Annotated in this window: 14 protein-coding genes; 7 read left to right on the top strand and 7 right to left on the bottom strand. The window is 66.7% G+C overall.

The window, feature by feature from the left end; translation table 11 throughout:
• Nucleotides 1-6: 6 nt before the first annotated feature.
• The 4 genes from V9L20_RS21085 to V9L20_RS21070 all read right to left on the bottom strand — a co-directional run bounded on the left by V9L20_RS21085 (nucleotide 7) and on the right by V9L20_RS21070 (nucleotide 5,351).
• Entirely contained in the window at nucleotides 7-1,158 is a 1,152-nt protein-coding gene (locus tag V9L20_RS21085; RefSeq protein ID WP_337298088.1) for a TIGR03364 family FAD-dependent oxidoreductase, read from the bottom strand.
• Nucleotides 1,158-2,873 carry a putative 2-aminoethylphosphonate ABC transporter permease subunit gene (locus V9L20_RS21080; protein ID WP_337298087.1) on the bottom strand — a complete coding sequence of 572 codons (1,716 nt, stop codon included), beginning with the start codon at nucleotides 2,871-2,873 and terminating at the stop codon, nucleotides 1,158-1,160. The genes V9L20_RS21085 and V9L20_RS21080 overlap by 1 nt, the downstream gene beginning before the upstream one ends.
• A 326-nt stretch (nucleotides 2,874-3,199) precedes the next feature.
• Entirely contained in the window at nucleotides 3,200-4,273 is a 1,074-nt protein-coding gene (locus tag V9L20_RS21075) for an ABC transporter ATP-binding protein (RefSeq protein WP_337298086.1), read from the bottom strand.
• Nucleotides 4,274-4,316: 43 nt separating this feature from the next.
• The gene (locus tag V9L20_RS21070; RefSeq protein WP_337298085.1) at nucleotides 4,317-5,351 is read right to left on the bottom strand and encodes a putative 2-aminoethylphosphonate ABC transporter substrate-binding protein; all 1,035 of its coding nucleotides are present in this window, start codon (nucleotides 5,349-5,351) and stop codon (nucleotides 4,317-4,319) included.
• Nucleotides 5,352-5,579: 228 nt separating this feature from the next.
• Here V9L20_RS21070 and V9L20_RS21065 point away from each other — a divergent pair, with 228 nt between their 5' ends.
• Together V9L20_RS21065 and V9L20_RS21060 are read left to right on the top strand one after the other, a co-directional pair.
• The gene (locus V9L20_RS21065) at nucleotides 5,580-6,140 is read left to right on the top strand and encodes a phosphonate degradation HD-domain oxygenase (RefSeq protein ID WP_337298084.1); all 561 of its coding nucleotides are present in this window, start codon (nucleotides 5,580-5,582) and stop codon (nucleotides 6,138-6,140) included.
• Between the two features lie 105 nt (nucleotides 6,141-6,245).
• Nucleotides 6,246-8,051 carry an ABC transporter ATP-binding protein/permease gene (locus V9L20_RS21060; RefSeq protein ID WP_337298083.1) on the top strand — a complete coding sequence of 602 codons (1,806 nt, stop codon included), beginning with the start codon at nucleotides 6,246-6,248 and terminating at the stop codon, nucleotides 8,049-8,051.
• Here the strand turns inward: V9L20_RS21060 and queC are convergent.
• The 3 genes from queC to V9L20_RS21045 are packed head-to-tail and all read right to left on the bottom strand — an operon-like array spanning nucleotide 8,048 to nucleotide 11,565.
• Complete coding sequence (gene queC / locus V9L20_RS21055; RefSeq protein WP_337298082.1) at nucleotides 8,048-8,752, bottom strand: 7-cyano-7-deazaguanine synthase QueC; 705 nt, start codon at nucleotides 8,750-8,752, stop codon at nucleotides 8,048-8,050. The two genes, V9L20_RS21060 and queC, sit on opposite strands and share 4 nt — an antisense overlap.
• Nucleotides 8,753-8,809: 57 nt before the next feature.
• Nucleotides 8,810-9,286, bottom strand: a complete 477-nt coding sequence (locus tag V9L20_RS21050) for a cyanophycin metabolism-associated DUF1854 family protein (protein WP_337298081.1) — start codon at nucleotides 9,284-9,286, stop codon at nucleotides 8,810-8,812.
• Complete coding sequence (locus V9L20_RS21045) at nucleotides 9,286-11,565, bottom strand: cyanophycin metabolism-associated ABC transporter (protein WP_337298080.1); 2,280 nt, start codon at nucleotides 11,563-11,565, stop codon at nucleotides 9,286-9,288. Before V9L20_RS21045 ends, V9L20_RS21050 begins: the two co-directional genes overlap by 1 nt.
• Nucleotides 11,566-11,704: 139 nt before the next feature.
• Here V9L20_RS21045 and V9L20_RS21040 point away from each other — a divergent pair, with 139 nt between their 5' ends.
• The 5 genes from V9L20_RS21040 to V9L20_RS21020 all read left to right on the top strand — a co-directional run bounded on the left by V9L20_RS21040 (nucleotide 11,705) and on the right by V9L20_RS21020 (nucleotide 18,123).
• Nucleotides 11,705-13,948 (top strand): cyanophycin synthetase, encoded by a 2,244-nt coding sequence (locus tag V9L20_RS21040; RefSeq protein WP_337298079.1) that lies wholly within the window; start codon nucleotides 11,705-11,707, stop codon nucleotides 13,946-13,948.
• 13 nt (nucleotides 13,949-13,961) lie between these two features.
• A complete protein-coding gene (gene cphA, locus V9L20_RS21035; RefSeq protein WP_337298078.1) occupies nucleotides 13,962-16,529 on the top strand; it encodes a cyanophycin synthetase in 2,568 nt (855 codons plus the stop codon).
• Between the two features lie 149 nt (nucleotides 16,530-16,678).
• Complete coding sequence (locus V9L20_RS21030) at nucleotides 16,679-17,086, top strand: hypothetical protein (RefSeq protein WP_258504287.1); 408 nt, start codon at nucleotides 16,679-16,681, stop codon at nucleotides 17,084-17,086.
• Between the two features lie 79 nt (nucleotides 17,087-17,165).
• Nucleotides 17,166-17,690: a hypothetical protein gene (locus tag V9L20_RS21025; protein ID WP_337298077.1), complete on the top strand. Its 525-nt coding sequence runs from the start codon at nucleotides 17,166-17,168 to the stop codon at nucleotides 17,688-17,690.
• A gap of 175 nt (nucleotides 17,691-17,865) precedes the next feature.
• Entirely contained in the window at nucleotides 17,866-18,123 is a 258-nt protein-coding gene (locus tag V9L20_RS21020) for a hypothetical protein (RefSeq protein ID WP_337298076.1), read from the top strand.
• The last annotated feature ends 23 nt before the right edge of the window (nucleotides 18,124-18,146 follow it).

The following is an 18,146-nucleotide window of genomic DNA, read 5'->3' as shown; positions in this document are numbered from 1 at the left end:
GGGTGTTCACCATGTCTTGAATACGTCGTGCGCAATACCGAAGCCGGTGCTCGCGCCGGTGCCGCTGGTGACCAGCACCACGCGCGTCGCGTCGTCAGGCGCATCGATCACGCAGGGTGCGGCCTTCGACGAGGGATAGACGCCGGTCCACCGCTCGGTGACATGCGCGGTTTCGAGATTGAGCGTGCTGCGCAGGTGGCGAAGGATGAGCTGGTCGACTTCTTCCATCGCAAACGGCTCGGGCGCATCGCCGTAGTGGTGCGAGTCGCCGACCACCAAGGAACCGTCGGCACTCTGCACCACGATGAGGTGAATGCCGTGAGCGAGCGAAGCGGCCTCTTCCTCCTGCAGCCGCGCGCGCAAGGCGGCGGCTTCGGGCAAGGTGCTGTAGCCCTCGTAGCGCACCAGGCTCAGGTCCATCATCACCGAGCCCGGCAGGCGAAAGCCGGCCTCCGGCTTTACGCGCAGCATCTGCAGGCGGCACAGCGTGAGTTCGTGCGCCGCAATGCGATCGGCAAACAGGCCGTGCAGGTCGGTGTTGGTGCACACCACCACGCGCTCGCCGCGCAAGGTGCCGCGCGATGTGCGCACACGTGGCGTTTCAACCTCGTGCACGGTTTCACCGAAGCGGAACACCACGCCGTGCGCTTCGGCCAACCATCTCGCAAGCAAGCCGATAGCGGTGCGCGATTCCACGCGCAGCTCGTGCGGACTGAACAGCACCGAGCGTGCATCGGCCAGGCTCAGTGCCGGCGCCTTGGCCTGCGCATCGGCCGCATCGAGCAGTTCGCAGCCTTGGCCCATGGGCGTTCGCATGAAGGCTTCGAGCACGTCGTGCGCCTCGGGCCGATAGGTCGCGAGCCAGAGGTTGCGATGCACGATGTCGATGCCGGCCTGCGGCGCGATGTGCTGCCAAATCTCGCGGGCGTGCATCGCGCGGCGCCAGGTGTCGCCCGGCGCCTGGCCGGTGATGGTGATGAAGCCGAAGTTGCGTATTGATGCGCCGATGCAGGCCGCATCGCGCTCGACCACGCACACCTTGAGGCCGCGCTGCGCCGCCGTATACGCATGAGCCATGCCCACGATGCCGGCACCGACGACGATCACGTCGAAGCTGTCTTTGCTCTTGTTGCTGCTGTCGATTCGAGGTCCGGGCATTACCGGTTTCTCCAGGTTTGGGTGCGCGCAAGCGCCCAGTGCCCTGCCAGCGCGAACACGCCACGGCCGACAGCGGCCGTGAGCATGATCAGCGAGGCCATGGCGGCCGCGGGCGCCACGTCGCCGGCATCGTCCATGTTGAGCACCGCAATGGCGGCCAGCGTGGTCTGCGGCGAGTAGAGAAACACGACGGCCGATACGGTCGTCATCGCGTTGACGAAGAAATAGCCGCCGACATTGAGCACGGTGGGCAGCGCCACCGGCAGGTGCACGCGCCAGAGCGTGCGCCAGAAGGGAACACCCATCGACTCGGACACCAACTCGTATTCACGGTCGAGCTGGCGCAGCGCAGTGAGCGAAGTGAGGTGCGCCACCGAGAAGAAATGCGCCACCGTGCACACCACGAGGATGGTCATGCTGCCGTAGATGGCGCGCAGCGGGTTCGAGGGCGAGATGAAGAAGAAGATGTAGCCCACGCCCAGCACCAGCCCCGGCACGGCAAGGGGCAGGTTGGCCAGCAGGTTGAGCAGTTCGCGCAGCAGGCCGAAGTGGCGCGGCTTCTCGACCAGGTAGGCCGAGATGATGGTAATGAACGCCCCAACCACCGCTGCACATACCGCAAGCCGCAGCGAATTGAAGTAGCTGCCCCAGCCGCCGCCGTCCATGTTGCCGAAGTCGTAGTTCTTGAGCGACGGCGCGAGCTTGTAGGGCCAGTAGGTAGCAAGCGATGCGAACACCGCCATGCCGATCATCACGAGGATGGCGCAGGCCGTGATCGTGCAGAACACCAGCAGCGCGCGGTCGCGCGTTTTGACAGGCTCGGGCCGATAGGGCGTAGCGCGCGCCGAGAGCGCTGCAGCCTGTTTGCTGCGCACGTGCCGCTCGACCAAGAACGACAGCACCGCCGGAATCAACAACACCAGGCCGACCACCGCGCCCATCTGAAAATTCTGCTGCCCGACCACCTGCTTGTAGATGTCGGTGGCGAGCACGCTGGTCTGCCCGCCCACGACCTTCGGCACGCCGAAGTCGGTGATGACCAGCACAAACACCACCATCGAGGCCACGATGAGACCGTAGCGGGAGGACGGCAGCGTCACCGTGCGAAAGATGCGCCAGCGGGAAGCACCAAGCGTCTGCGCCGCTTCGTAGAGCCGGCCGTCTGAAGTGGCCATCGCGGTGGTGAGAATCAGCAGCGCATGCGGCAGCGTCCAGAACACCGACCCCAGCACAATGCCCAGCGGGCCATAGATCGACACATCGCCCAGCATCCCCTTGAAGATCCCCTGGTTGCCGAACAGATAGACCAGGCTGATGGCCGGCAACAGCGAAGGCGCAAGCAGCGGAATGAGTGCCACGGCGCGCAGAACACCCTTGGCCGGCATGCAAGAGAGCGTGAGGCCGTAGGCGTACACATAGGCAACGGCCGTGCAGATCACCGCGCTGATCGCCGCAAGCCCCAGGCTGTTGAAAGCCGACTGCACCAGTGCGGGGTTCTCGAGGTAACGCGCAAAATTGGCGAGGCCGACGAACACGCCGGTGCGGTCGAAAAAGCTCTGTCCGACCAGTGCGCCAACGGGCAGCGCGACGATCACCACCAGCAGCAATACGACGAGCCACACAGCGGCGCCTGTCAGCCAGCGTTCGCGGTCGAATGCGCTGCTGCGTGGCGTCACCGTTGGAATGGTGGCGATGGCTTCGGGAGAGCTGCTCATGTCAGCAGGACCCCGCTCGCGAATTGGCGGTGGTTGAGTTCAGGGCGGGTGCAAAGGCCACCGGGTACTCCCCTCCGCGAATGTCCCCCGCCTTCGGCTCCTCCTTTATTTCGCTGCGCGGAGCACCCGATGCCCTGTGCACTGGGGCACGCTGCTGGTGTACAGCTGATCAACGACTGCTCTGTGCATCGCACCCGCTGGCGGGGTGCCTTGCGCAGCGAAATAAAGGAGGAGGCCGCAGGCCGGGGGACATTCGCGGAGAAAGGTACCCCGTCGGCGGGTGCGCCCCCCGAACGACCCGCCGCAATCAGAAAGCGAGCACTCATTCAATGCGCCAAAACAGACAGCGCATTCAAAGGCAACTGGATATGCACCATGCTGCTGGGCACCAGCGGCTCCCCGCCATCGCCGCGTGCATCCGCCGGCAGTTCGGCTTCGATCTCGATGCCCAACGGCTCGCAAGCCAGCCGGGCCGAGGTGCGGTTGCCGAAGAATTCCGTGTCCAACAGTCGCGCCGCAAAGCTGTTGGCGCCGAGTTCGGAACCGAAGCGCTTGACCACCACATGCTCGGGCCGGATGCCCACTGTGGCCTGCGCACCGACGCTCAGGCTGCCTGGCGCACAGAACAACTCGCTGTCGCGCACACGCACTTTGCCATCGGCCAGCACCGTGGCGGGCAGCATGTTCATGCGGCCGACAAAGCCCGCCACGAATCGCGTGCGCGGTTGCCGGTAGAGCTCGTCGGGCGTGCCGGCCTGCTCGATCCGGCCGTTGTGCATCAGCACCACGCGGTCGGCCATGGAGAGGGCTTCTTCCTGGTCGTGCGTGACCATGATGGTGACGATGCCCAGGCGCTTCTGCAATGAGCGTATTTCACTGCGCAAGCTTGCGCGCACCTGCGCGTCGAGTGCCGACAACGGTTCGTCCAAGAGCAGAAGGCGCGGGTTGGGTGCCAGTGCGCGGGCCAATGCCACGCGCTGCTGCTGGCCGCCCGAGAGCTGCACCGGGTACTTGTCGGCATGCGCCGCCAGGCCGACCAGGTCGAGCATTTCGCGCGAGCGCTTTGCCATCTCGCGGGCCAGTGCGCCTGTGGGGTGCAGGCCGTAGGCAATGTTCTGCGCGGCCGTGAGGTTGGGGAACAGCGCATACGACTGGAACACCACGCCAAAGCCGCGCGCCGCGGGCGGCAGGCCCGCGATGTCCTGCCCGCCGAGCAGGATCTGCCCGCTGTCGGCGCGCTCGATGCCGCACACGATGCGCAGCAGCGTCGTCTTGCCGCAGCCCGAGGGTCCGAGCAGGCAGACGAACTCGCCCGGCTCGATGTCGAGGTCGATGCCGTCGAGCACCCGCGTGGCGCCAAAGGACTTGCCGATGCCGCGAAGAGAAAGAAAGCTGGTCATCTGCTGGGGCTCGGACTGGTGCTGGTGCTGTTCTCAAGCACGATCACATCGGCTTCTTTTCCGACTTGGATTCGTAGCGCTTCGACCATTCCGTCAGGATGCGGTCGCGGTTGGCGGCGGCCCAGTTGAAGTCGTTCTTGGCGAGCAGCTTCTCCACGTCGCCCGGCACGAACTCCAGCTTTTCCTGGATGCCCGGGAGCGCGAGCACCGCAAAGTTCTTTGCGTACAGCTCGTTGGCCTGCTTGGTCACGGCCCAGTCGGCCAGCGCCTTGGCGGCTTCCTGCTTCTTGCTGGTCTTCAGGATGCCGGTGGCTTCCATGTCCCAGCCCAGGCCTTCCTTGGGCAGCACGATGTCGATGGGAGCGCCGTCCCGCTTGGTCTTGTTGGCGCGGTATTCGAACGACATGCCGAGCGCGAACTCGCCGGCGCCGGCCTGGCGGCAGGGCTTGCTGCCCGACTGGCTGTAGATGCCGATGTTCTGGTGCAGCGCGTCCATGTACTTCCACGCTTTTTCTTCGCCCATCATCTGGATCCAACCCGAGACCATCAGGTAGCCGGTGCCCGAAGCCGCAGGGTTGGGCATGGTGATCTGGCCCTTGTAGACCGGGTTGGTCAGGTCGGCCCAGCTGGTGGGCTTGGGCAGGCTCTTCTTCGTGGCTTCGGCGGTGTTGAAGCAGATGGCCGACGACCACACGTCCATGCCCACCCACTTGGGCGGATTGGCCGGGTCGCGCATGGTGGGCTTGATGGCGTCGAGGCCCTTGGGCGCATAGGGCTGCAGCATGCCTTCCTTGTCGAGCAGCATCAGCGAGGTGGCGGCCAGGCCCCACACCACGTCGGCCTGCGGGTTGGCCTTTTCGGCCAGCAGCTTGGCGGTGACGATGCCGGTGGAGTCGCGCACGAACTTCAGCTCGACGGCCGGGTTCTCCTTTTCGAAGGCGGCCTTGTAGGCCTGCACCTGGTCGGCCTCGAGCGCGGTGTACACCAGCAGCTCGGTGCGGCCCTGGGCCGAAGCGGCAAAGGCCAGCGAGAGCAGAGCGGCCGGCACGGCGGCCCAGCGGATAGAACGACGCAGCATGGGGAATACCTCGGAAGGAAAAGAAGACGAAGCGGAAAGGAATGCGGAAGAAAAAAGTACGCACGGCTAGCGCCATGAACGCGGCGATGCTGGCAGCGGCGTGTGACAGGCATTTGTCAGAAGGCACGCGCCGGCATGGTGCTTGCTGGGCTTCGTCATGCCCTTGTCACCGCAATGCACGAAGCTGGCGCCCTGCCGCCTGCGCTTTCCGCCTTTTGTTTCAGAGCCATGACACTCGACCTCGCCGAGATCGCCCGCCTGTTCGCCGAACGGGGCGGGGTTGCCTATGCGGGCGAGCCGGTGTCGCAGCTCGAACATGCGCTGCAATGCGCGTGGCTGGCCGAGCAGGCCGGCGCGGACGACGCGCTGGTCACGGCCTCGCTGCTGCATGACCTCGGCCACCTGCTGATCGCGGAGCACCAGACACTCTCGCGCTCACCCACCGAGCTGGGCATCGACGACCGCCACCAGTACATTGCAATGCCGGTGCTGCGCGGCGCCTTCGGACTGGAGGTACGCGAGCCGATTCGCCTGCATGTGGACGCCAAACGCTATCTTTGCGCGACGCGCCCCGACTACTTCGCGCGGCTTTCGCCCGATTCCGTGCGCAGCCTGGCGCTGCAGGGCGGGCCGATGAACACCGAAGCCGTCCGGCGCTTCGCCGACCACCCCTGGTCGGGTGATGCGATCCGGCTGCGGCTCTGGGATGAAGAGGCCAAGGTGGCCGGACTGCAGACGCCGCCGCTCAAGCACTTTTTGCAGACTGCGGCGCGGGTCATGCTGCATTGAGCACTTTTCCAGGCTTCGGGCTCGGCTTCAGGCCCGTTTAAGGAACATTTGACTACTATGTTCCTCACGATGTCGGGCGCGCCTGCGCCCTAGTGAGGAAACTGCATGTCTTTATCCGTCAAGGCGCGTGCCGCCACGTTCGCCCAGGTCTTGCGCCGCGTCCTGGCCCTGTCCGCACCCTATTTCAAGTCTGAGGAGAAGTGGCGCGCCCGCGGAATGTTCGCGGCCGTGATCGCGCTGAACCTGGGCACCGTCTATGTTGCGGTGCTGCTGAACGACTGGAGCCGGGTTTTCTTCGATGCCCTGCAGAACAAGAACGAGCCAGTCTTCTGGACCCAGCTGCTGCGCTTCACCTACATCGCAATGGCTGGCATCGGCGTTGCGGTGCTCAAGTTTTATCTGACGCAGCTGCTCCAGGTGCGCTGGCGCGCATGGATGACGCGCAACTATCTCAGCCGGTGGATGGCCAACCGCACCTTCTACCGGCTGGAACTCGCCCGCTACGCTCAGAAGCCCGGCACAGCGGACGACCAGCCCGCCAATACCGACAACCCGGACCAGCGCATCCAGGAAGACATGCAAATGTTCACCGACTACACGGTGACTTTGTCGATGGGCATCCTGAACTCGGTCGTGACGCTGGTGACCTTCGTCGGCATTCTCTGGAGCCTGTCAGGGCAGTTTGCGTTCACCCTGGGGGGGCATGAATTCACCGTGCCGGGGCTGATGGTGTGGGTCGCGGTGATCTACTGCACGGTGGGCACGGTCATCACCCACTTCATCGGCCGGCCGCTGATCGGGCTCAACTTCCAGCAACAGCGCCTCGAAGCAGATTTTCGGCACCACCTGGTGCGTGTGCGCGAGTACAGCGAGGCCATCGCCCTTGATCATGGCGAGCGCGTGGAGCGCGGCCAACTCGACATGCGCTTTTCGAGCGTGCTGCGCAACTATCTTGCGCTCATCAAGCAGCAGAAGAACCTGGTCACTTTCACCGCCTCGTTCGCGCAGCTGGCCATCGTGTTTCCGTACTTCCTTGCGGCGCCCCGCTTCTTCAGCGGCGCAATCCAGTTCGGAGAAATGATGCAGATCGCCCGTGCCTTCAACACGGTACAGGACTCGCTCTCCTGGTTTGTCGAAAACTATGACCGGGTTGCAATCTGGCGCGCCACCGCCGACCGGCTCACCAGCTTCGACGAAGCCATGCGTGCGCAGGAAACGCCCAACGAGCAACTCGAACGCGACAGCGCGGTCAGCCTGGGCACCGAAGACCTGTCCATCGGACTGCCCAACGGCACGTCGCTCCTGGCGGGTGCGGCGCTGGCGGTGCAACCGGGCGACAGCGTGCTGCTGCAAGGCCCCTCGGGCAGCGGCAAATCGACTCTCTTTCGCACGTTCGCCGGCATCTGGCCGTTTGCAAATGGCCATGTGAAAGTGCCCGATGGCGCGGTGTTCATGCCGCAGCGGCCTTACGTGCCCGACGGCACCTTGCGCGACGCACTGGCCTATCCCAACCCGGCCGAGAACTACAGCGATGCCGAGCTGCGGCAGGCCCTGGTCGATGCGCTTCTGCCCGACCTGGTCAACCGCCTCGACGACAGCGACGCCTGGAGCCAGAAGCTTTCGGGCGGCGAGCAGCAGCGCCTTTCCATTGCCCGCGTGCTGCTGAAAAAGCCGTCATGGCTTTTTGCCGACGAGATCACCAGCGCCCTCGATGCCGAGGCCGAAGGCGTGCTCTACAAGCGTCTCTCCGACAGGGTGAAGGCCGCGGGTGGCGCCATGGTGTCGATTGCGCACCGGGCAGCGGTCGGCGACTTCCACAACCAGCGCTGGACGCTGGTGTCCCAGCCCGAAGGCGCACCGGCCGGCGGCGCGCGCTATCGGCTGGAGACCTCGGCCTCCGCTGCCGCCTAGGCGCGAGAGGCGTAGCGCTCCCACCCCTTCTTGCGCAAATCGCAAGCGGGGCATTCGCCGCAGCCGTAGCCCCAGGCCTGCCGATGTTCGCGGTCGCCAAGGTAGCAGGTGTGGGTTTCTTCCACGATCAGGTCGACCAGCGGCGCGCCGCCCAGGCGGTGCGCCATCTGCCAGGTTTCGGCCTTGTCGATCCACATCAGCGGCGTTTCGATGACCAGGCGGCGCTCCAGCCCGAGCGAGAGCGCAAGCTGCATCGCCTTCATGGTGTCGTCGCGGCAGTCGGGGTAGCCCGAAAAGTCGGTCTCGCAGACGCCGGTGACGATCACCTGCAGCCCGCGGCGATAGGCCAGCGCACCGGCAAGGGTAAGAAACAGCAGGTTGCGGCCGGGCACGAAGGTGTTGGGCAGGCCGTCGGCCTGCATTTCGAACGCCACCTCTTCCGTCAGCGACGAGCCGCCGAGCTGCGCCAGTGCGGCGAGCGTGAGCACGTGGTCTTCGCCCAGGCGCGGCGCCCAGTCTGGAAAGCGCTCGCGCATCTTCGAAAGGATGGTGCCGCGCACGTCGAGCTCCACGCGGTGCCGCTGGCCGTAGTCGAAGCCGAGCGTTTCAACACGCTGGTATTTGGAGAGCGCGTCCGCGAGGCAGGTGGTCGAGTCCTGGCCACCGGAGAACAGGACGAGGGCGGTGGTGTGCAGGGGCATTTCTCTTCGACGGCGGTGGGCCATCGCGGGTACAAAAGCCCCGATTTTCGCAGCCTGCTAGAGAAAGCGCTCGAGCAGCTTGCGCGAGGGGCGGTCGAGCGCCTTCACGTCGGGAATGCGGAACTGCACGCCGTGCGCGCTGGCAATCAGCAGCGCGCCGCCTTCGAGCCGGCGAATGTCTTCTTCGGCCTTGAGTACGAAGGTGGTTTCACCGCGGTCGGTTCTCACGGTCCAGGTGCTGGGCACGCCGAAGCTCGACACGCCATGCAGCTTCAGCAGCGTGGGCGCAAAGTCGCGCACTGCCAGCTCTTGCTCGAGCAATGCGCGCGTTTCCGCCGGCAAGACCTCGACGCGGTCGATCCAGACCAGCTCGCGGCCCTCGCCGCCGACCAGCGACACGCCCTCGCCGGGCGCGCTGAGCGGAAAGGCCCGCACAGGCGTCACGCCCACGTGGCGCTCGCCCTCGGCATCGGTCAGCACCAGGCGGCCGAAGGAATCGCGCTCGAGCTTGAAGACGGGAATGTTGCCGTTCATCACGCCTCTCCCGCCGGATGCGCTGCATGGCTCACCAACGGCAGCTGGGCGCCCGCGCGTTCGTCCACAGCGCCTTCGCTCGCATCGTCGTCCGCCTGGCGCAGTTGCGCCTGGTAGAGCCGCCAGTAGGCGCCCTGCTTCGCCATCAATTCGTCGTGCGGACCGACCTCGACCACCTCGCCGCGGTCCATCACCACCAGCCGGTCGGCCTTGCGCAGCGTCGACAGGCGGTGCGCGATCGCAATGGTCGTGCGGCCCTGCACGAGGTTGTCGAGCGCCTTCTGGATTTCTTTCTCGGTCTCGGTGTCCACGGCCGACGTGGCCTCGTCGAGGATGAGGATGCGCGGGTCGATGAGCAGCGCGCGCGCAATGCTGATGCGCTGGCGCTCGCCGCCCGAAAGGCCTTGGCCGCGCTCGCCGACGAGCGAGTCGTAGCCATGCGGCAGGCGAAGAATGAAGTCATGCGCATGCGCGGCGCGCGCGGCGGCCACGATTTCTTCGCGCGTGGCGTCGGGCTTGCCGTAGGCGATGTTCTGCGCAATGGTGCCGAAGAACAGGAACGGCTCCTGCAGCACCAGGCCGACGTGGCGGCGGTAGTCGGCCACGGCAAAACGGCGGATGTCGGTGCCGTCGACCTTGATGGCGCCGTCGGTCACGTCGTAGAAGCGGCAGATCAGGTTGACCAGCGTGCTCTTGCCCGAACCGCTGTGGCCCACCAGGCCGATCATCTCGCCGGGCTCGATGGTCAGGTCGAGGTCGCGGATCACCGCGCGCGAACCGTAGCGAAAGCCCAGCCCGCTCATCTCGATGCGGCCCTGCACGCGTTCGATCTTCACCGGGTTGGCGGGCTCCGGCACGTTGCTCACATGGTCCAGGATGTCGAAGATGCGCTTGGCGCCCGCGGCGGCCTTTTGCGTGACCGAGACGATGCGGCTCATGGAATCGAGCCGCGTGTAGAAGCGGCCGATGTACGCAATGAAGGCGGTGAGCACACCCACGGTAATGCTGCCGCGCGCCACCTGCCAGATGCCGAAGCCCCACACCACCAGCAGGCCGATTTCGGTCAGCAGCGACACGGTGGGCGTGAACAGCGACCAGGTGCGGTTGAGCTTGTCGTTGACCTGCAGGTTGTAGACGTTCGCAATGCGAAAGCGCTCGGCTTCGCGGCGCTCTTGCGCGAAGGCCTTGACCACGCGAATGCCGGGAATGGTGTCGGCCAGTACGTTGGTGACCTCCGACCACACGCGGTCGATCTTCTCGAAGCCCGTGCGCAGCCGGTCGCGCACCACGTGGATCATCCAGGCGATGAAGGGCAGCGGCACCAGCGTGACCACTGCCAGTAGCGGGTTGATGGACACCAGGATGACCGCGGTCATCACGATCATCAGCACGTCGTTCGCAAAGTCGAGCGCGTGCAATGAGAGAAACACATTGATGCGGTCGGTTTCAGAGCCGATGCGCGCCATCAGGTCGCCTGTGCGCTTGCCGCCGAAATAGTCGAGCGGCAGCGTCAGCAAGTGCTCGTAGGTGGTGGTGCGCAGGTCGGCGCCGATGCGCTCCGACACCAGCGCCAGCAGATAGGTGCGCGCCCAGCCCAGGCCCCAGCCCACCAGCGCCGCCCCGAGCAGGCCGCTCAGGTACAGCGCCACGCGCGAGGGATCGATCTTCTGCCCGTTCTGGAACGGAATCAGGATGTCGTCCATCAGCGGGATGGTCAGGTACGGCGGCACCAGCGTCGCGGCGGTCGAAATCAGGGTCAGGAAGAAACCCGCGATCAGCTGCTTGCGATAAGGCTTGGCAAAGCGGCCCAGGCGCAGCAGCACCCAGGTCGAAGGGGGCGTTTGCAGCTCGGCGTCGGCGGCGGCCGGGTCGTCGCCATCGGGCTCCGCTGTCGCCTCGGCGACAACGCCGTTCGCTCGCTGGCCGAACAGCTTGAGCAGCCGCAGCGCCGCGGGCTGGTTGGCCAAGGTGTAGCGCCAGCGCGCCAGCCGGCCCTTGGCCCCGATCAGATCGAGGGTTCCAACGCCTGAATGGTCGTTGAGATACAGTTCCAGTGACTCATCGGCTAGTGACCACTCACACCATTGCCCGCCCGGTTGCAGCGCCATCAGCCGCCGGTCGGTCAGGGCCACGAGGCCAAACGTAAACAGAAGTTCTTCGTCGAGGTCAACCGGGAATGTGACCAGAACGTTTTCCGCGGCAGCGAGCCGGCTTTTCAGCGCGTCTGATGCCGCCTCTGTTTCGCCCTCCCGGGTGCCGACTGGATCGTGATGTTGCATTGTGTTTCTTTGACTCTTGCCCGTCGCGGGCCTCAGGGACCGCGTCATGGCGTCCTTTGTCGGGCGCCGATTCTGACCGATTGCCATGGGCGCGCTTGAAGGCGCCGTGGTGCTCGGCCAAAGCACATCGAACGTTTGCATGACCCGTTTCGACGACATCCGCCTGCTGCGCATCAACTATTTGCGCGGCCCCAACCTCTGGACCTACCGTCCGGTGCTCGAAGTGTGGCTCGACCTGGGCCAGCTGGAAGACTACCCCTCCAACAAGATCGAGGGGTTTACCGACCGCCTGACGACCCTGCTGCCGGCGCTCATCGAGCACCACTGCGGCGTGGGCGAGCGCGGCGGCTTCATCCAGCGGCTGACCGAAGGTACCTGGTCGGGCCACGTGCTCGAACACGTGGTGATCGAACTGCTGAACCTGGCCGGCATGCCGACCGGATTCGGGCAAACCCGCAGCACCTCGGAGCATGGCGTCTACCGCATGGTGTTCCGCGCGCGCGACGAGCAGGTGGCCCGGGTGGCGCTGGCCAAAGGCCACCGCCTGCTGATGGCCGCCATCAACAACGACCCGTTCACCGCCGCCGACGTGCAAAAGGCGGTCGATGCGGTCAAGGCCAAGGTCGAAGACTGCTACCTGGGCCCGAGCACCGCGGCCATCGTGTCCGCAGCCACGGACCGCGGCATTCCGCACATGCGGCTGAACAGCGGCAACCTGGTGCAGCTGGGCTACGGCGCCAACCAGCAGCGCATCTGGACCGCCGAGACCGACTACACCAGTGCCATCGGCGAATCGATTGCCAGCGACAAGGAGCTGACCAAGTCGCTGCTCGCCAGCTGCGGCGTGCCGGTGCCCGAAGGCCAGGTGGTGGCCAGCGCCGAAGAAGCCTGGGAAGCCGCCGAAGACATCGGTCTGCCGGTGGTCGTGAAGCCATCGGACGCGAACCACGGCCGCGGCGTGTCGCTCGAACTCACCACGCGCGAAGAAGTCATGGCCGCTTTCGCGGTGGCCGAGCCCGAAGGCAGCGATGTGATGGTCGAGCGCTTCATTCGCGGCCACGAACACCGCCTGCTGGTGGTGGGCGGCGAAGTGGTGGCGGCCGCGCGCGGCGAGATCATTACCGTGACGGGCGACGGCAAGAGCACCGTGGCCGAACTCATCGAAAAGCAGCTCAACAGCGACCCGCGCCGCGGCGCTGAAGAAGAGTACCCGCTCGACCTGATCGTGCTGGCCACCGATGCCAAGCTGCAACTCGAGCTCAAGCGCCAGGAGCTCGACGGTGCTTCCGTGCCGGCCGCGGGCCGCGTGGTCACCATCCAGCGCAACGGCAACATGGCCAACGACTGCACCGACCAGGTCCATCCTGAAGTGGCGCATGCGGCCGTGCTGGCCGCGCGCGTGGTGGGCCTCGACATTGCGGGCATCGACCTCGTGGCGCAGGACATCGGCAAGCCGCTCGGCCCGCAGCGCGGCGCCATCGTCGAAGTGAATGCCGGCCCCGGCCTCTTGATGCACCTGAAGCCGGCCGTCGGTTCGCCGCGCCCGGTCGGCCGCGCGATTTGCGACCACCTGTTCCCCAACGACGCACCGGGCCGTATTCCGGTGGTGGGCGTTGCAGGCTCCCAAGGCACCGCCGTGCTTGCGCGGCTGGTCGCCTGGGTCATCAACCTGGGCGGGCGCCACACCGGCCTTGCCTGCCGTGACGGCCTCTTTCTCGAGCGCCGCCGCGTCGATGCGCGCGACAGCGCCAACTGGGACGCCGGCCACCGCCTGCTCGTGAACCGCGCGGTGGAAGCCGTCGTCATCGAGAACGGCGCCGAAACGATCCTGCGCGACGGCCTTGCGTACGACCGCTGCGAAGTGGGCATCGTCACCGACCTGGAAGGCGTGGAGGCGCTGGCCGACTACGACATCACCGAAAGCGACCAGATGGTCAAGGTGCTGCGCACGCAGGTCGATGTGGTTCTGGCCGAAGGCACGGCCGTGCTCAACGCGGGCGATCCGCGCGTGGCGGGCCTGGCGCCGCTGTGCGACGGCTCCGTCATCCTGTATGCCGCCGATCCGCAGGCGCCTGCCCTCACCGCACACCAGGCCGCGGGCGGCAAGGCCGTGCTGGTGCGGCAAGACCGCGTGGTGCTGGCCACCGGCAGCAGCGAATCGTTCCTGCCCGGCCTCGGCCGCCTGACCGTCTGGCGCGCCACGCATGCGGGCGTCAGCCTCGAGAGCCTGCTGGCCGCGGTGGCCGCAGCCTGGGCGCTGGGCATTCCGCTGAACCTCATCGGTGCGGGTGTCGAGGCTTTCGAAGCCGACCTGCAGGCGGCGCTGGCCTCGCTGCAGCTCTCGCAGACGCAGCCGCTTTCGTCCCAACCCCAATTTGCCTGATGCGCGCCGCCCCATGAAAGTTACCCGTATCCGCGCCTTGCGCGGTCCCAATCTCTGGAGCCGCCACACCGCCATCGAAGCGGTCGTTGCCTGCGAAGGCAATGAAAACGCCATCAGCCGGCTGCCGGGCTTCGAAGCCCGCCTGCGTGCGCGCTTTCCCACCATCGGCGAACTGCACCCGATGGTGCTGGGCCAGCCGCTGGCGCTCGCGCACGTGCTCGAGAACGCCGCCGTGGCGCTGCAGGCGCAGGCCGGCTGCGCCGTCAACTTCGGCCACACCTCGCCTACGGTGGAAGAAGGTGTGTACCAGGTCACCTTCCAATACACCGAAGAAGCCGTCGGGCGCCGCGCGCTCGCGCTGGCCGAAGAGCTGATTGCCGCCGCACTGGCCGACACGGCCTTCGACGCCTCCGCCGCCATCACTGAATTGCGCGACCTCGACGAATCGGAGCGGCTCGGCCCGAGCACCGGCTCCATCGTCGACGCCGCCGTGGCGCGCGGCATTCCGTACCGCCGCCTCACCAGCGGCAGCCTGGTGCAGTTCGGCTGGGGCTCCAAGCAGCGCCGCATCCAGGCGGCCGAAATCGACAGCACCAGCGGCGTGGCCGAATCGATTGCGCAGGACAAGGAACTCACCAAGCAGCTGCTCAATGCCGCCGGCGTGCCCGTGCCGCTGGGCCGGCCGGTGGCCGACGCCGACGACGGCTGGGCCGCGGCCATGGAAATCGGCCTGCCGGTGGTGGTGAAGCCGCAGGACGGCAACCAGGGCAAGGGCGTCACGGTCAACATCACGACGCGCGAGCAGCTCACGGCCGCCCACGAATCGGCCGCAGCGTACGGCGAAGTCATGGTCGAGAAATTTCTGCCGGGCTTCGACTTCCGCCTGCTGGTGGTGGGCGACCGCCTCGTGGCCGCCGCGCGGCGCGATCCGCCGAACGTGATCGGCGATGGCAGCTCCACCGTGCGCCAGCTGGTCGACGCAGTGAACCTCGACCCGCGCCGCGGCGAAGGCCATGCCACCTCGCTCACCAAGATTCGCCTGGACGACATCGCCATCGGACGGCTCGAAGCCCAGGGCCTCACGCCCGAGAGCGTGCCCGCGCGCGGAGAACGCGTGGTGCTGCGCAACAACGCCAATCTTTCCACCGGCGGCACCGCCACCGACGTCACCGACACCGTGCACCCCGAAGTGGCCGCGCGCGCCGTCGATGCGGCGCAGATGGTGGGCCTGCACATCTGCGGCGTCGACATGGTGTGCGAGAACGTGCTGCGTCCGCTCGAAGAGCAGCACGGCGGCGTGGTCGAAGTGAATGCCGCGCCCGGCCTGCGCATGCACATCTCGCCCTCCTTCGGCCGCGGCCGCGCGGTCGGCGAGGCCATCGTGGACACGCTCTTCGCCCCCGGCGACGACGGCCGCATTCCCGTGGTGGCCGTCACAGGCACCAACGGCAAGACCACCACGGCGCGCCTCATCAACCACCTGCTCGCATCGAGCGGCCTGCGCACCGGCATGACCAACACCGACGGCGTGTACGTCGACGGCCGCCAGACCGACAGCGGCGACTGCAGCGGCCCCAAGAGCGCGCGCAACGTGCTCATGCACCCCGACGTGGATGCGGCCGTGTTCGAAGTGGCGCGCGGCGGCGTGCTGCGTGAAGGCCTCGGCTTCGACCGCTGCCAGGTGGCCGTGGTCACCAACATCGGCAGCGGCGACCACCTGGGCCTGAACTACATCACCACGGTCGAAGACCTGGCGGTGCTCAAGCGCGTGATCGTCCGCAACGTGGCGACCGACGGCTATGCGGTGCTCAACGCCGCGGACCCCAACGTGGCCGCCATGGCCGCCGGCTGCCCCGGCCACGTGATCTTCTTCACCGCCGACCGCCAGCATCCGGTCATGGCCACGCACCGCGCGCAAGGCAAGCGCACCGTGTACGTCGACCAAGACGCATTGGTGGCGGCCGAGGGCTCGTGGCGCGAGCGCATTGCGCTGCGCGACGTGCCGATCACGCGCAACGGCACTATCGGTTTCCAGGTCGACAACGTGATGGCTTCGGTGGCCGCGGCGTGGGCCGTGGGCCTTGACTGGGACACCATCCGCAGCGGCCTCGCAAGCTTCATGAACGACGCGGCCGGCGTGCCGGGGCGCTTCAACGTCATGGATTACCGCGGCGCCACGGTGATTGCCGACTACGGCCACAACACCGACGCCATGCGCGCGCTGGTGTCGGCCGTGGACACCATGCCGGCCAACAAGCGCTCGGTGGTGATCAGCGGCGCGGGCGACCGGCGCGATTCCGACATTCGCGACCAGACCGCCATCCTGGGCCAGGCTTTCGACGACGTGATCCTCTACCAGGACGCAGCCCAGCGCGGCCGTGCCGACGGCGAGGTGATGGCGCTGCTGCGCCAGGGCCTGCAAGGCGCGGCACGCACGCGCTACATCGACGAGATCCGCGGGGAGTTCGTTGCCATCGACACCGCGCTCGCGCGGCTGCAACCCGGCGACCTGTCGCTGATCCTGGTCGACCAGGTCGAAGAAGCGCTCGCACACCTGGCACAGCGCATCGCAGCGGGCTGATCCGGGCGGGTGCCGGACACGTCCCACACGCATCGGCGAGTCTGGCCGGGGCTGCTGTCTCTGCAGTCCCACACCCCTTAGGGGGCGGCCGGACCACACTGTTGCTCCGGTCGCGCTTTCGGAGGGCGCGCCTCAACCAGGAGCACCCGATGACAACAACAGTTCGTTCCACCCTTTCTGCTGCCGCGCTTTTTGCAGCAAGCAGCTTCTTCATAACTGCCCCGGCGCTGGCCCAGGCGCCCGGTTCCGCGGAACGCGCCCAGCAGGAGCGCGCCGTGTGCGACGGCGTCCAGCAGGACCGCGCTGCATGTCTTCGCGAGGCCGGTGCCGCGCGGCAGGAAGCGCAGCGCAATGGCCTGACCAACGTAGGCCCGGGCCGCGCAGACGCCAATGCCATGGCGCGTTGCCGCGAGCAGCCGGTTGCCGACCGCGCCGATTGCGAAGCCCGCCTGCAGGGCGGCGCACGCACCACCACCGAAGGCAGCGTGATGGGCGGCGGCGTCATCCGCGAAACCGTGACACCCCTGCCCCCGCAACCTGCCGCGCCTTCGCGCTGAGCAGCCATCCACGCGTGGAACCTGGCTTGAAGCAGCCTGTCGAACAGTTTTCGTTTCACGCCACTTAGAGGAGCACACCATGAACAGCACAGCACGTTCGATGATTGCCGCCCTGATTGCCGTGGGCGGTATTGCCGCGGCCACATCGGCCTCGGCGCAGCCGCGTCGCGGCGATTCCACCTACCAGCAGGAGATCGCGGTCTGCGGGCACAACCAGCAAGACCGGGCCGCCTGCATTCGCGAAGCCGGCGCCGCACGCCAGGAAGCCGCCCGGGGCGGCCTGACCAGCGCGCCCGACTACCAGCGCAACGCGCTCGCGCGCTGCGGACTGCAGCCGCCCGCCGATCGCGCCGACTGCGAAGCACGCGTGCTTGGCGGCAGCGGCAACACCCGCGGTGCCGTCGATGGCAGCGTGATGGGCGGCGGCGTGATCCGCGAATCGGTCACCACCGTGGTAATGCCCGCCCCCGCCGTGATGCCGGCTCCTGCCGTGATGCCGGCTCCAGTGCCCGCGCCTTCACGCGTACCGGCTCCGGCGATTGCCCCGATGGCTCCCATGACGCCGATCGCGCCCATGCAGCCGGCGCCGCTGCCCGCACGCTGATGCAGCGCTGAGGTCGGCAGCTGCGGCACCCGTCGCCGCCTTTCGATGCGGCGACGGGCTGCATACACCAGGCCCGCGCACGCTGCGATGACCCCGCTTGTCACACGACTGTCATAAAGCACGGCGGGCTGCTAGCTATAGTTCTCGGTCTCTGCCTACCGAGGAAACCTTTCCCATGAATGCCATCAAGGTCGCTCGCCGATTCATAGAAACGGACCCGGCCAACGAATCGGCCAAGATCCTGGCCCAACTCGTGTTGGCGCTCGAATCCGAACGCAGTTTCGAGCTGGTCACGCTCTACAGCCTTGACTACAAGAGCTTCGAGCTCGCCATGGATATCCTGAAGGAATGGCGGCTCGACCGCTACTACGCGAGCAAGTCGAAGCTGTTCGACCTCTCGCTGCAGGTCAGCGAACTCGAGAAGAGCAGCTGAGCGCCCTTCTCTTTCACGTCTTT

This window comes from Variovorax sp. CCNWLW225, from assembly GCF_037204045.1.
Classification (GTDB): Bacteria; Pseudomonadota; Gammaproteobacteria; order Burkholderiales; family Burkholderiaceae_C; genus Variovorax.
This window is presented reverse-complemented; position numbering and strand designations above follow the sequence as displayed.

What these genes read in the sequence shown, in the direction of transcription:
- V9L20_RS21085 (WP_337298088.1), bottom strand. Translation starts at nt 1,158, where the DNA reads ATGCCCGGACCTCGAATCGACAGCAGCAACAAGAGCAAAGACAGCTTC.
- V9L20_RS21080 (WP_337298087.1), bottom strand. Translation starts at nt 2,873, where the DNA reads ATGAGCAGCTCTCCCGAAGCCATCGCCACCATTCCAACGGTGACGCCA.
- V9L20_RS21075 (WP_337298086.1), bottom strand. Translation starts at nt 4,273, where the DNA reads ATGACCAGCTTTCTTTCTCTTCGCGGCATCGGCAAGTCCTTTGGCGCC.
- V9L20_RS21070 (WP_337298085.1), bottom strand. Translation starts at nt 5,351, where the DNA reads ATGCTGCGTCGTTCTATCCGCTGGGCCGCCGTGCCGGCCGCTCTGCTC.
- V9L20_RS21065 (WP_337298084.1), top strand. Translation starts at nt 5,580, where the DNA reads ATGACACTCGACCTCGCCGAGATCGCCCGCCTGTTCGCCGAACGGGGC.
- V9L20_RS21060 (WP_337298083.1), top strand. Translation starts at nt 6,246, where the DNA reads ATGTCTTTATCCGTCAAGGCGCGTGCCGCCACGTTCGCCCAGGTCTTG.
- queC (WP_337298082.1), bottom strand. Translation starts at nt 8,752, where the DNA reads ATGCCCCTGCACACCACCGCCCTCGTCCTGTTCTCCGGTGGCCAGGAC.
- V9L20_RS21050 (WP_337298081.1), bottom strand. Translation starts at nt 9,286, where the DNA reads ATGAACGGCAACATTCCCGTCTTCAAGCTCGAGCGCGATTCCTTCGGC.
- V9L20_RS21045 (WP_337298080.1), bottom strand. Translation starts at nt 11,565, where the DNA reads ATGCAACATCACGATCCAGTCGGCACCCGGGAGGGCGAAACAGAGGCG.
- V9L20_RS21040 (WP_337298079.1), top strand. Translation starts at nt 11,705, where the DNA reads ATGACCCGTTTCGACGACATCCGCCTGCTGCGCATCAACTATTTGCGC.
- cphA (WP_337298078.1), top strand. Translation starts at nt 13,962, where the DNA reads ATGAAAGTTACCCGTATCCGCGCCTTGCGCGGTCCCAATCTCTGGAGC.
- V9L20_RS21030 (WP_258504287.1), top strand. Translation starts at nt 16,679, where the DNA reads ATGACAACAACAGTTCGTTCCACCCTTTCTGCTGCCGCGCTTTTTGCA.
- V9L20_RS21025 (WP_337298077.1), top strand. Translation starts at nt 17,166, where the DNA reads ATGAACAGCACAGCACGTTCGATGATTGCCGCCCTGATTGCCGTGGGC.
- V9L20_RS21020 (WP_337298076.1), top strand. Translation starts at nt 17,866, where the DNA reads ATGAATGCCATCAAGGTCGCTCGCCGATTCATAGAAACGGACCCGGCC.